10 protein-coding genes are annotated in these 13,182 nt (G+C 68.2%); 4 read left to right on the plus strand and 6 right to left on the minus strand.

The features are described 5' to 3' along the window. Positions 1 to 227 precede the first annotated feature (227 nt). The 4 genes from ACGFIV_RS35925 to ACGFIV_RS35940 all read right to left on the minus strand — a co-directional run bounded on the left by ACGFIV_RS35925 (position 228) and on the right by ACGFIV_RS35940 (position 4,639). On the minus strand, positions 228 to 611 hold the full coding sequence (locus ACGFIV_RS35925) for an SAM-dependent methyltransferase (protein ID WP_392839514.1): 384 nt from the start codon (positions 609 to 611) through the stop codon (positions 228 to 230). Continuing rightward, positions 557 to 1,138 (minus strand): GNAT family N-acetyltransferase, encoded by a 582-nt coding sequence (locus tag ACGFIV_RS35930; RefSeq protein WP_392839516.1) that lies wholly within the window; start codon positions 1,136 to 1,138, stop codon positions 557 to 559. The genes ACGFIV_RS35925 and ACGFIV_RS35930 overlap by 55 nt, the downstream gene beginning before the upstream one ends. Before the next feature lie 551 nt (positions 1,139 to 1,689). Continuing rightward, the gene (locus ACGFIV_RS35935) at positions 1,690 to 2,916 is read right to left on the minus strand and encodes an acyl-CoA dehydrogenase family protein (RefSeq protein ID WP_392839518.1); all 1,227 of its coding nucleotides are present in this window, start codon (positions 2,914 to 2,916) and stop codon (positions 1,690 to 1,692) included. Positions 2,917 to 3,226: 310 nt separating this feature from the next. Further along, complete coding sequence (locus ACGFIV_RS35940) at positions 3,227 to 4,639, minus strand: LVIVD repeat-containing protein (RefSeq protein WP_392839529.1); 1,413 nt, start codon at positions 4,637 to 4,639, stop codon at positions 3,227 to 3,229. A 185-nt stretch (positions 4,640 to 4,824) separates the two neighbouring features. Here ACGFIV_RS35940 and ACGFIV_RS35945 point away from each other — a divergent pair, with 185 nt between their 5' ends. From ACGFIV_RS35945 to ACGFIV_RS35960, 4 genes are all read left to right on the plus strand, one after another. Next, on the plus strand, positions 4,825 to 5,460 hold the full coding sequence (locus tag ACGFIV_RS35945) for a DUF305 domain-containing protein (RefSeq protein WP_358561039.1): 636 nt from the start codon (positions 4,825 to 4,827) through the stop codon (positions 5,458 to 5,460). Between the two features lie 48 nt (positions 5,461 to 5,508). Further along, positions 5,509 to 6,555: a nitronate monooxygenase gene (locus ACGFIV_RS35950; protein WP_358561042.1), complete on the plus strand. Its 1,047-nt coding sequence runs from the start codon at positions 5,509 to 5,511 to the stop codon at positions 6,553 to 6,555. Between the two features lie 171 nt (positions 6,556 to 6,726). After that, complete coding sequence (locus ACGFIV_RS35955; RefSeq protein WP_392839521.1) at positions 6,727 to 7,755, plus strand: RNA polymerase subunit sigma-70; 1,029 nt, start codon at positions 6,727 to 6,729, stop codon at positions 7,753 to 7,755. A 241-nt stretch (positions 7,756 to 7,996) separates the two neighbouring features. After that, positions 7,997 to 9,127, plus strand: a complete 1,131-nt coding sequence (locus tag ACGFIV_RS35960) for a serine hydrolase domain-containing protein (RefSeq protein ID WP_392839523.1) — start codon at positions 7,997 to 7,999, stop codon at positions 9,125 to 9,127. Positions 9,128 to 9,307: 180 nt separating this feature from the next. Here ACGFIV_RS35960 and ACGFIV_RS35965 read toward each other — a convergent pair whose 3' ends face one another. Both ACGFIV_RS35965 and ACGFIV_RS35970 read right to left on the minus strand, forming a co-directional pair. After that, the gene (locus ACGFIV_RS35965) at positions 9,308 to 10,243 is read right to left on the minus strand and encodes a ketoacyl-ACP synthase III family protein (RefSeq protein ID WP_392839525.1); all 936 of its coding nucleotides are present in this window, start codon (positions 10,241 to 10,243) and stop codon (positions 9,308 to 9,310) included. Positions 10,244 to 10,283: 40 nt separating this feature from the next. Next, the coding region (locus tag ACGFIV_RS35970; RefSeq protein ID WP_392839527.1) for an SDR family NAD(P)-dependent oxidoreductase at positions 10,284 to 13,182 on the minus strand (2,899 nt) is incomplete at its 5' end.

The following is a 13,182-nucleotide window of genomic DNA, read 5'->3' on the forward strand; positions in this document are numbered from 1 at the left end:
GACACGCGGGGTGGTCCCATCACTGGCAACCGGGTGGTCCCATGCTCGTGGCAGAAAACCACCCTCGGTGGTCCCATAAGCCTGGCCGGCGACAGTGCGCACTACCAAGCCACGACACACCGACACCACCGCCCACCCGTGTCCCCCGTTGAAGTGGGCGCTTATGCCATGGGCCTTCAGGGCAAGGCATAGCTGTGTCCCGGCGACCATCGCCGGATCGTCGCCGGTCACGGTTTACGGCCTATGCCACACAGGACCGGCACACGGTCCAGCGGCGCCACCAGGTCCGCCTGCTCAGGCCGCCAGTCATTCGGGGCAACGAGCCCCGGGTCCACCACGTCGAGCCCCTTAAAGAACGCGCCAACCTCCGTAGCGGTACGAAGCACCGCCCTGGAGGTCGCCCGCTGATACGTCCTTGCGCCGGGACGCAGCGACTCATCGTCCAAGGCATGCGAGATCACGACCAGCGAACCGGGGGCCAGAGCCCCGACCAACGAGTCCACGATGTTGTACGGCTCGTCCTGCTTCTCCACGAAGTGCAGAACGGCCACTAGCATCAACGCGATGGGCTGGTCGAAGTCCAGGAGCCGTTGAACCCGGGTGGTGTACACCAGCGGACTGTTGGACGGGTCATGATGACAAAGCTGCGGCCGTCCGTTGTGGCGCTGAACCTCTGCGTGGGCACGAAGCCCAGTCCCTGAAGGACTCGCTGAGCACGAATATTGAAGCTGGCCACGGTCACCCGAAAGACCGCTGGCTGAAATCGCGCGGCACCATACTCCAGGCCGGTTGCGATCGCCTGCCTACCGAGTCCGCGGCCTGTCCATTCGGGACGCAGGCCCCCGCCTGTGTCGAGTGCGGACTCGTCATACACGCCACCCGGCACCTGGCCGTCAACACCGAATACGCGAAAGCCGATGAGTCGCCCCTCATCCACCAGGGAAACGTACCCATTGGCAGGGTTCGTGAAGAATGCCGGTTCCATGCCTGCAAGGTCGTAGCAGTCGTACGGCGGAGGGTAACGCCATGTCACGATGTCCGCCGCGTGTACCTCGGTCATGTCAGCGATCTCCACGACGCCCATGCCAGCAGCCAGTTCCTGACGAGTCAACGGGATATACGCGCTGCCTGCCTTCACCCGTCCGCGACGCTCGGCTGGGATGCCCCAGCCGAGCGTCGCGCTAGGCTCGTGATCGAGCCGACAATCCTGTTGCAACGACCCCTGGAATGCGCCGGAGGAGGACGGGGCATTCGCGACTGTGAGGTCAGACGTTGCTACAGTTCAGTACTCGAGTGGACGCCAGGGTGGTAGGTGCAGGGTCGGCGTCATTGCCGAACCAACCAAGGACGCGCGTGGCCGGAGAAGATACGCCACGACCCGGCAGCAGGGGACCCATCGGCTTCGCCACTACTACGCGAGCATCACCCTTGCGGCCGAAGTGACGATCAAGGAGTTGTCCGAATACCTCGGGCATGCCGACCCGGCGCTCACTCTTCGTGTCCACGCCCACATGCTGACCACTTCACATGACAGAGCATGCAAGGCATGCAAGCACATGCGCCGACCCCGCTCCTCACTGGGCAGAACTGAGACAGAACTGAACCATGAGCATGATCGTGAAGCGCCCCAATAACCCAGGTGCGTGTTTCTCACAACACGGGAGCACCATGCTTTGACCTGCAAAGAGATCACTGAACAGGCAGGCCGGTGACCGCACGGCTGATCAGCAATCTCTGGATTTCGCTGGTGCCCTCGAAGATGGTGTAGATCTTGGCGTCGCGGTGGAAGCGTTCGACGGGGTGATCGCGGGTGTAGCCGGCGCCGCCGAGGATCTGGATGGCCTGCTCGGTCACCCACACCGCCGTCTCCCCCGCCACCAGCTTCGACATCGAGCCCTCGGCCTGGCCGAACGGGCGTCCCTTGCGGGCCATCCAGGCGGCCCGCCAGGTCATCAGCCGGGCGATGTCGACCCTGGTCGCCATGTCCGCCAGCAGGAAGGCGATGGCCTGGTTCTCGCCGATCCTGCGGCCGAACTGCTCCCGCTCGCGGGCGTAGTCGCGCGCGTACTCGTAGGCCGCGCGCGCGATGCCCACCGCCATGGCGGCGACGGTCGGCCGGGTGGCCTCGAAGGTGCGCATGGCGGCCTGCTCGCCGCTCTTGCCGCCCTCGCGTACCCGGGCGAGGCGGGCGTCCAGCTTCTCCTTGCCGCCGAGCAGGCAGCGACCCGGCACCCTGACGTCGTCGAGGACGACCTCGGCGGTGTGGGAGGCGCGGATGCCGTGCTTCTTGAACTTCTGCCCCTGCGAGAGCCCCAGCGTGCCCGGCGGGACGACGAAGGACGCCTGGCCCCGTGCGCGGAGCGCGGGGTCGACGGACGCGACGACGACGTGCACGTTGGCGATGCCCCCGTTGGTCGCCCACGTCTTGACGCCGTTGAGCACCCACTCGTCCTTGACCGCGTCGTACTCGGCCCTGGTGCGGATGGAGCCGATGTCGGAGCCCGCGTCGGGCTCGGAGGCGCAGAAGGCGCCGAGCTTGACGTCGTCGGCGGTTCCGAACATCTGCGGGAGCCACTCGCCCATCTGCTCGGGCGTGCCGTTGGACGACAGCGCGGCGGCGGCCAGGCCGGTTCCGACGATGGACAGGCCGATGCCGGCGTCACCCCAGAAGAGCTCCTCGAACGCCACCGGAATGCCGAGGCCGCTCTCGTCGAACCACTGCTGGGCGAAGAAGTCGAGCGAGTACAGTCCGATCTTGGCGGCCTCCTGGATGACGGGCCACGGGGTCTCCTCGCGCTCGTCCCATTCTGCGCCGGCGGGGCGGATCACCGTCGCGGCGAACTCGTGCACCCAGTCGCGTACCTCGCGGATGTCGTCGCCGACCTCCGGGCAGAAGCCACCAGAGCTCTCCGCCATCTCGATCACTCCTCAAGGGGTCCGGAGCCGTACCTGGGGAAGTCCCACTCCAGCGGGACGTTACCAACGGTAACACCCAACCGCATGAACCCTATCGGTAGGCGGCCGTCCTCGCGCAACGGCTGCCGGCAAACGTTTACACGGTGGAAACACCCGCCGGGCGACCTCGCCCGGCCAGATGGGCTCCCTGAGAAAGCGAAGGACGGCAGGGGCGGTGGGAGAAGGCCGCCCCTGCCGTCGATCCGTCAGCGCGCGGGGAACACTCCCCCGCTCAGGCCGCCGTCAGCCTCGCCGGTCGCCGTGGCCGTCGTCAGTCCTCCTCGCTCCAGATCCAGTCGTCGTGGCCGCGGTCGCGGTACGAACCCTGGGTCTGGGCGTTGAGGCGGTCGACGCGGACCCTGGCGGCCGGGTCGGTGCGCCTGTCGTTGATCTTGATGACGTCGAAGCCCCTGTTGAAGTCGCTCGCGTAGATGTAGCCGTTGTAGTAGTACGCGGACCAGAAACCGCCCGAGCCCTCGGCGGCCGGACCGCGCTCGAAGTAGCCGATCTCCGCGGGGTGAGCCGAGTCGGTGAAGTCCCAGATCGACGCGCCACCCTGGTACCAGGCCTGGACCATGATGTCGCGGCCCTTGACCGGGATCAGCGAGCCGTTGTGGGCGACACAGTTCTCCGAGTCCGCCTGGTAGCGGGGGATCTTGTAGTAGTTCTTGAACACCAGATGGCCGTTCACGATGTCGTAGATCGCGTCGGCGCCCCGGTTGGGGCCGGTGGCCTCGTTGCACGTGGCCGCGCCGCCGCCGCCGAGCTCGTCGGTGAAGACGACCTTCGTGCCGGCGTTGTTGAACGTGGCCGAGTGCCAGAAGGCGAAGTTCGGGTCGGTGACCCTGGCCGTCACCTTCGGGGCCTCGGGGTTCCTGATGTCGAACAGCACGCCGTCACCCATGCAGGCGCCGGCCGCGATGCCCTTCTCCGCGTACACGGTGATGTCGTGACAGCCGCTGGTCGGCAGCAGCAGGTTCGGCTGGGTCTCGTTGCCGCCGTCGGGGAACACGACCGGGGTTGCCACGACGGCGGCCGCGGCCGGGTCGCGGAGCGGCACCTTCACGATCGATATCTTGTCGTGGGGCGGCTGGCAGTCGGGGTAGGCCGCGTTCGGGAGGTAGGAGGAGACGTACAGGTAGACGTTGCCGTGCCTCTTGTCGGGGAGCAGCGTGTGGGTGTGGGAGCCGCAGTTGGTCTCGACCGACTTGATGTACCTGGGGTTCGCCTTGTCGCTCACGTCGAAGATGCGGATGCCCTCCCAGGACTCCTTCTGCGTCGCGGGCTGCGGCGTGCTGGAGCAGGAATCGTTGTTCCTGGAGGAGTCGACGGAGGCGAACAGCAGGTCGCCGTAGACGGACAGGTCCATCTGCGAACCGGGGCAGACCACTGAACTCACCACGGCCGTCTTCTTCGGATTCTTGATGTCATAGATGGAGAAGCCGCCATAGTTACCGACATAGGCATAGTTGCCCTGGAAGGCGATGTCGGTGTTGATGGTGGCAGCGATGCTCGCGGGCTTCGGCACGTTCGTCACATGCTGGACGTTCGGGCTCGTCACGACCTGGTCGGTGCCCGGGATGTCCGCTGCCTGAGCGGGTATCGCCGACAGCGTCAACGCCGCGGCCGTACCCACCAGGACGAGGAACCGGCCCGCCAGGCCGCCCCTGCGGGGGATGGACAACACTCAGGAACCCTCCTTGGTACTTTCTGCCACAGGAGAACATAGACGGGCAGATTTTCTCCCAGACAGGGTGAGTTAGCCATAGGGCAAGCTGTCAGCAAAACCTTCCGACATGATCTATTTACGGATATATCGCCATTGAGTTAGGGTGCACGCGCACGGCAAGTGATGCTCAGGGAGGTCGGGTGCGCGGCGCGCTCCTCATCGTCATCGGTACGGCCGCGCTCGCCCTGGCAGGCTGCGCGAGCGACCCCGCCACCCCGTCGGCCCGGTCCACCGCCCCCGTCCTCGCCCCGGGCAGACCCGGAGAGGCGGCGAGGACGCTCAGCCCCGCCGAGGCGGTCACCGCGGTGCCCTCCCCCGCCGCCAACGCGGCGGACGTGGTGTTCATGCAGGACATGATCGTCCACCACCGCCAGGCCCTCGACCTGAGCGCAGGAGCCGCGACCCGGGCCGCCTCCGATGACGTGAAGCGCATGGCCACGCGCATCGCCGACACGCAGGGACCCGAGATCAACGCGATGATCCGGTGGCTGCGCCAGCAGGGGCAGCGCGTCCCCGAGCACCACGCCGCGCATCACACCATGCCCGGCATGGCGACCCCGGAGCAGATGGCGGCCCTGCGGGCGTCCGACGGGACCGGCTTCGACCGCCTGTACCTCCAGCTGATGATCGCCCACCACCTGGGCGCCATCTCCATGGCCGCCGACGAGCTGGAGAAGGGCTCCCACATCATGGTGCAGGAGCTGGCGCAGGACGTGTCGGTCTCCCAGACGGCCGAGGTGAACCGCATGCGCCGGATGCGGCAACAGGAGGGCTGACGAACCACCTCTCCGAGCCGGCCGTCCGGCGGTCGTTAGGGTGGGTGGATGGAATTCGAGGCTCTGCCATACCCGATCGTCCAGGCGCCGATGGCGGGCGGCCCGTCGACCCCGGAGCTGGCCGCGGCGGTGTCGGCCGCGGGCGGGCTCGGGTTCCTCGCCGCCGGCTACGACCCGGCCGAGTCGCTGCGCGCCGGCATCCGGGCCGTACGGGCGCGGACCGACGCGCCGTTCGGCGTCAACCTGTTCGTGCCCTCCTCCGAGCGGGCCGACCCCGCCGCCGTCGACGCGTACGCGGCGCGGCTGCGCGGGGAGGCCGAGCGGTACGGCGTCCCGCTGGGCACGCCCGCGGATGACGACGGCGCGTGGTGGGGCAGGCTGGCCGTCGTGACCGAGGAGCGCGTGCCGGTGGTGTCGTTCACCTTCGGGCTCCCCTCGCGAGAGGTCATCGAGGAGGTGCGCCGGGAAGGGGCGTACGTCGTGGTGACGGTCACCACCCCGGACGAGGCGGTCGCCGCGCACGAGGCCGGAGCCGACGCGCTCGTGGCCCAGGGCATCGAGGCGGGCGGCCATCGGGGCGGGTTCACCGACGACGCGGGCGATTACGGGCTGCTGGTGCTGCTCCGGCTGGCACTGAGGCTCACACCACTCCCCGTGGTGGCCGCCGGTGGCATCGCCGACGGGGCGGGGATCGCGGCGGTGCTGGCGGCCGGAGCCGTCGCCGCGCAGCTCGGGACCGCTTTCCTGCGCACGCCGGAGGCCGGTACGAGCGTCCCGCACCGCGAGGCGCTGACGTCGTACGACCGCACGGCGCTCACCCGCGCGTTCACCGGCCGGCGGGCCCGGGGGCTGGTCAATCGCTTCCTCGAGGAGCACACCGATGAGGCTCCCTCGGCCTACCCGCAGGTTCACCATCTGACCGCCCCGCTGCGGGCGGCGGCCAGGAAGGCGGGTGACGCGGGCGCGATCAACCTGTGGGCGGGTCAGGGGTTCCGGTTCGCCGAGGAGACGCCGGCGGGCGAGCTGGTGCGCCGGCTCGGAGCCGAGGCCGGGGACGCGCTCACCCGGGCCGCCCGCCGCCGCTTCGGCCGGTGAGGCCGTACAGGTGAGGCCGCTCTTATGCGGGTCGGGCTGGGATGCGTTCGGCTCGAAGTTCGAAGAACGTCGTTAAGAGGAGGTCGTTCGAGCGATTCCTTTTCTTGGTGCCCGTCGTCACATGTCAGTGGGGCGCGTCCAGCGGGGCGCCGTATGAGGGCGGAGGGGTGAATGGTGGGGAAGGCCGAGGAGACCCAGGTCGTGGCCGCCGCGCGGGCGGGTGGCGAGGCGGCGTTCGGCGCGCTCACCGACGGCTACCGGCGGGAGTTGCAGATCCACTGCTACCGGATGCTCGGCTCGTTCGAGGACGCGGAGGACCTGGTGCAGGAGACGTTCCTGCGCGCCTGGCGCAGGCGCGAGACCTTCGAGGGCCGTTCGACGTTCCGGGCGTGGCTGTACCGGATCGCGACGAACGCGTGCCTGGACTTCCTCGACCGCAACCCTCGCAGCCCGCGGGCCCGGCAGGACCCGGTCCTGGCGGATCCCGGCGCGCCGGCGCCGCCCCCGACCGAGGTGATGTGGCTCCAGCCATACCCGGACCGGCTGCTGGAACCCGTCGCCGGCAGGGACGCCGAGCCGGACTCCACCGTCGTCGCCAAGGAGACGATCGAGCTGGCGTTCCTGGCCGCGATCCAGCACCTGCCGGCCAGGCAACGGGCGGTGCTGATCCTCCGCGACGTGCTCGGCTGGCCGGCCAAGGAGACCGCCGAGCTCCTTTCGACCAGCGTCACCGCGGTGAAGAGCGCGCTGCAACGGGCACGCCCTGCGCTGAAGGAGCACCTGCCTCCGCGGCGGTCGGAGTGGACGCCGTCCAAGGATCCGACGCGGGAGGAGCGCGCGGTGCTGCAGCGCTACATCGACGCCGTCGAGCAGGGCGATCCCGCCATCCTGGCCGGGGTGCTGCGCGACGACGCCTGGCAGACGATGCCTCCGCAGCCGATCTGGATCAGGGGCGGCAAGGCCATCGTCGAGGCGTGGACGCCTGCCATGGTCGGGCCCGAGGCGTGGGGTGACTGGCGTGTCCTGCCCACCTGGGCGAACCGGCAGCCGGCGGCCGCGGCGTACCTCCGCAAGGCGGGCGACAGCGCGTACCGGCCTTCCTGGCTCGGCGTCCTGCGGGTCGAGGGCGGCCTGGTCGCCGAGATCACGACCTTCGGTGAGCAGTATTTCCCGGTGTTCGGCCTGCCGCCGGAGCTGTGATGGACGACGACGGCCGCCTGCCGTCCTTCCTCGGCAGGCGGATCCCCCCGTCGTTCGCGCTCCGTACGGTCGTGGTCGCCCCGGCCGGGCGCGGGTCTACGACGAGGCCGAGTGGCGGGACGCGATCGTCGCGATCGTCGCCGTCGAGCGTGGCCGGATCGGGAGCCCGTCGCGATTCCTTCCGGGCCCTCCCACCGTCTCAACGACCAGACGTGTCACAAGCGGGGAAAAGGAAACGATCATGAGTGATGTCCAGAAGCAGGTTCAGGTCGCGATCGACCAGCTCGTCGAGTCCGGCGCCGAGACGGGCGTGCAGGTGGCCGTGTACTGGGAGGGCGAACTGGTGGTGGACGCCGTCGCCGGCACCGCCGATCCGGCCACCGGACGCCCGTTCACCTCCGGCACCCCCGTCTACTCCACCTCGACCGGCAAGGGGGTGACCGCGACCGTCGTGCACGTGCTGGCCGAGCGGGGCGTCCTCGGGTACGACACCCCGATCGCCGAGCTGTGGCCGGAGTTCGGCGCCCACGGCAAGCAGGCCGCGACCGTACGGCACGCGCTCACCCACTCGACCGGCGTCCCCGGCCTGCCGGCCGCCACCACCCCTGAGGACCTGTGCGACTGGGAGAAGATGTGCGCGGCGGTCGCCGACGCCGAGCCGTGGTGGGAGCCGGGCACCAAGACGGGGTATCACGCCCAGTCGTTCGGCTACATCGTCGGTGAGATCGTCCGCCGGGCGACCGGGACGCCGATCTCGCAGGTGCTGCGGGAGGAGGTCGCGGGCCCGCTGGGGGTCGCCGACGAGCTGTTCTTCGGCGTGCCGAAGTCCCGGCTCGGCGGGCTGGCCCGGCTGGACGAGCCGGCGAGCGACTTCGAGATGACCCCGGAGACGCTCGAAGGCATCCCCTTCTTCAGGGTCGTGCACGGGTACACTGCCGCGCCGATGGCGGCGCTCCCCGATGCGGCCTTCGGCAACCGTGCCGACGTGTTGATGTCCGACATTCCCGCCGGGGGCACCATGTCCGCCCGCGCCGTGGCGCGCATGTACGCCGCGCTGCTCGGCGAGGTCGACGGGGTCCGGCTGGTCTCGCCGGAGCGGCTGCGCGAGATCACCGCGGTGGCGATGTCCGGGTTGGACGAGGTCGCCGGGTTCCCGAGCACCAGGGCGCTGGGGTACAACATCGGCTTTCCCTCGCTGAACGCGTCCACGGTGCCGACGGTGTTCGGGATGTCGGGCAGCGGCGGGACGGCCGCGTACGCCGACACCGCCACGGGAGTGGCCTTCGCCCTGACCAAGAACCGGGTCTCCGCCGGAGATTTCACCACCGTCGAGCGGATCGGCGAAATCATCACCAAGGCTCTCGCCGGCTGACGGTTGGGGTATACCTCACGGGCGGGAATGGGCTTGACAGGGGCCCCATTCCCGCCCGGGGGCTTCTCCCGGGATCCGGCGAATCACCATGCCTCACCGGGCGGCGAAGGTACGGGGCGCCGGCCCCTCGCGGATCCAGGAGGATCCACGCTCGTAGACGGCGCCGTCGGCGGCTCTGGACTAGTTCAAAGCGGGCTGGTCACAGACTTCGAGGAGCAGGGTGGTGAATCGGAAGCCTATTCCCATGCCGATGACGAGGATCTTCTCCCCCCCTCGCAGTTCTCCACCGCGGAGAAGATGATCGATGCCCTGGAGCGCGTCAGAGGGGCCGACATGGCCGACCTCTCGTAGGAACGACCATGTGGTACGGCTCTCCGCGATGCCCAGGGGTTCCAGGATCAGAGCGGAGAGCTGAGCGAGGCCGACCCCGGTCACCGCGACCTTCGCCACCTCCGGCAACGCGACTCCCGACTCCTCCAGCACCTGCTTCACCGTTCTGACGCCGGCATCTCGGATGATGGGGAGGTAGGGCCCGAGGCCGGTCTTCTGGGCCAGCATGATGTTCCCGTCGCCCAGATCCTCCCGGACCGCGACGAGCGATTCGAGCTCGGACGCGGAGGTGTGAGAACTGGATATCAGCCGGGCATGGCCGCCCTCGCGGGACAGCACCGCCGCGGCGGCACCGTCCGACAGGAAGATGCCCAGCGATTCCTGCCATCGCGCCAACCTGCCCGCCTGGTAACGGCCGGCCGCGGTGACCATCGCGGCGCCGGCGGACGGGTCGGATCTCAGCAGGCCCGCCGCGACGACGATGCCTGTCGCTCCTCCGTTGCTCGCCGCTCCCAGTTCGAACGCCAGCGCATCGGGCACACCGAGGACCCGCTGCACGTGACAGACAGGCGCGAAATGCTCCTGATCATCCAAAAAGGCGTAGACGAGCGACCCGATGTCACCGGCGTGGCATCCCGAATTCTTCAAGGCGTCGACTGCCGCCATCCCCGCCATCTCCGCCGCCGAATAGTCGCGCGAAATGGTGAGGGACGCCCAGTCGGACAACTTGAGACTGGCCGGACTGGCACTGATGGCGCTGCCGCTCAGCACGTCTTCGACGCTCACCCGGGGCGGCAGGAAAGTCCCTGTGCCGCGGATGAAGGTGCTATCCCAGAGCAATGTTCCCCCCTGTTTGATTGGATGTGCTCCGCGCCAGATCCATGAGCCAGTTGCTCACGGTCAGGCCGATGAGCGCGGAGTGTTCTTCGAGTACGTCGGTCTCGGCCGGAACGGTCACCACTTTCGGGGCTTCCGTGGACGCGATCGGGCACCGCAAGACAGGTTGTGCGTGGCCTGGCTGGACAAGGAGGATCGGGGTTTCGATCTCCGTGGGTTCCCAGCGGTGGAAGAGCTCGCTGTACCAGGCGGTCGCGGTCAGTCGCTCGTCGGAAGGGACGTCGGGCCCCTGCATGCCCGCCAGTCTCCGCAGAAGGAGGGAAAGTTCGTCCCTGTGTCCGTTCGCGGCGTTCCCAATGGGATCGATCAGCACGACACCCGCGAGTGGCGAGTTCAGTTGTTCCAGTGCGAGTGCCGTCGCGCACACCGGAAGACACGTCAGTGAGTTGCCGACCAGTACGACCGGCTCCCCGTGGAGGGACTCCGGAAGTGCCTTGATCACACTTTCGGCCATGACCGTCACGTTTGCGGGAAGTTCACCGCCGGAGAACCCGGGCAGGGTGATCGCGGAGACGTCGCGAATTCCTTCGAGCGCTCTCGCGAATTTGAGATATTCGGACTCCGCCGACGAGAGGCACACCAGCGCCGGCCGCACAGGCCCCTGCGACAGGGAAGCCGAGAGCGGTGGTCGCGCCACGGCGGAGAGATCGTCGAATGACGGGCGGAGCCGCGACGCGGTCAGCAGCAGATCAGCCCCGTGCTCAGGCTTGTCGAGTGACATCGCCTGCCGCAGAAGCGAGAGGATCGGGCCGGCGTCCTTGCCGCTCTCGTCCGGGCAGAGCTCCTGGTGAATGTAGGCGGCGAGGGCCTGCGAGGTCGGATAGTCGTAGATGAGGGTGGCCGGCAGCTCCAGGCTGGTGACCTGCTTGAGGTGCTTACGAAGTTCGAGAGCGGTCAGAGAGTCCAGGCCGAGATCCTTGAAGGAGTGTTCGAGCGGAATTCCGTCGGAGTCACTGTGACCGAGCACGGTGGCGACGGTGGTTTGGACGACGTGCAGGAGATGGGGGCGCTGTCGCTCCGGGGGAAGCTCCGCCAATAGCGCCGCCAAAGCGTCGCCGGATCCGGATCCAGATCCGGACGAGAGGACAGGAGCCTGGCGGATTCGCGCGACTTCCGGGATCTCATCGAACACGGAGCACGGACGATAGGCGGTGTAGAGCGGATAGAAGTTCCCCCAGTCGAAGCTGGCGACGACAGCGTTCGGCCGGTCCTCGGTCAGCACCTCCTCAAGCCCGGACAGAGCCCGCTGCGTCCGCATTCTTCTCAGGCCGTGATGAGGGAATGTGTGGTCCCTGCCCTCCCAGATCCCCCAGGCGATCGAGTGGGCGGGAAGCCCTTCAGCACGCCGCTGATGTGCCAGGTAATCCAGGAAGGCGTTCGCCGCGGCGTAACTCGCGAACCCCTTTCCTCCCAGGAGGACGGCCGTCGACGAGAACAGGATGAACTCTGAGAGATCAAGGGATTTCGTCAGCTCATGCAGGTTGAGCGCGCCGTCGACCTTCGAGCGCAGAGCGTTCTCCAGGCGTTCTTCTGTGAGGTCGGACAGCGAGGCGCCGTCGAACGTACCGGCCATGTGGATGACCGTCCGCAGCGGCCGACTGGGGTCGATGTCGGCGAGTACCTCCGCCAGAGCGGAACGATCAGCGATGTCGCAGGCGACGATCTGGATCTCCGCGCCCAGTGCACGCACATCCTCGACCAACTGCGCGGTGCCCAGCGCTTCCGGCCCACTGCGGCTCAGCAGGAGCAAGTGTCTGGCGCCGTTGTGCACGATCCTCTTGGTTAGCGATTTCCCTACTTCCCCGGTGCCGCCGGTGATGAGCACCGTACCGTCGGACGGCCAGGCGTACGCGGAGGATCGGGACACGGCACTACGAGTCAGCCGGCGGCGCAGCAGGCCTCTCGACCGGACGGCGAATTCGTCGTCGACGGCGCCACCAAGGGCCTGGCAGATCTGGGTGCCGACCTCATCTCCGACGTGCTCGGCCAGGTCGATCAGCCCTCCCCAGCCGTGCGGGTTCTCCTGGCGTGCCACAAGGTGCAGGCCCCAGGAGAGGGCGTGGATCGGGTCGTCCAGCGGTTGATCAGGATCGGTGACCACCGCGTTCTGCGTCAGGACCCACAGGGGGACGTCGAGCCCCTCCAGGGCCTGGACGAGTTTGAGATTGCCGATCACACCTCCCGGCAGATGGGGGAACGCCGGATGAGTGCGCCGGTCCAGGGCCAGCCAGGAGACGACTCCCGCCAGCGCGGACGACCTGCCTCCGTCAGACCGGCCGCTGGTGCCCGAGTCGGCGGTCGACGAAGGGAGCGACCTGACCACGTCCTGAACGTGTTGAGTCAGGTCCTCCCGGGAGACGGTGTCGGCGACCACGAGGGTGACGACCGTCGCCCCATGCTCGGTCATCGCGCGGGAAGTCGCCGAGACCTGGGCCAGATCGGCTTGTTCTGGCGCTGTGACGACCAGCCAGGTACCGGACAGTCGCGGCACTTCCCGATCCAGCCGCTGCCACGTGAGCTGGTAATGCCAATCCGCGGCCGTGTGATCCTGTTTCCCGAGACGCCAGTCCGCGAGGTCCTTGATCAGGGGTTTCAGGGAGGCGATCCGATCGTCGTCCACGATTTTCAACAGGGAGGCCACCTCCCCCGGATCGTCGTTCTCCACGGCACGCCAGAATTCGAGATCGTGCGACGGGACGGCGGTTGTACTCTTCGTCGGGGTGAGCCAGTACTGCTGGTGCTGGAAGGGGTAGGTCGGTAGTTCGGGTCGCTTGGTGACCGGCGGGTCGGGATACAACGCCTCCCAGTCGGGGCTGAGTCCGTGGACG

Origin of the sequence: Sphaerisporangium sp. NPDC049003, from assembly GCF_043197795.1 — a bacterium.
Lineage (GTDB): Bacteria > Actinomycetota > Actinomycetes > Streptosporangiales > Streptosporangiaceae > Sphaerisporangium.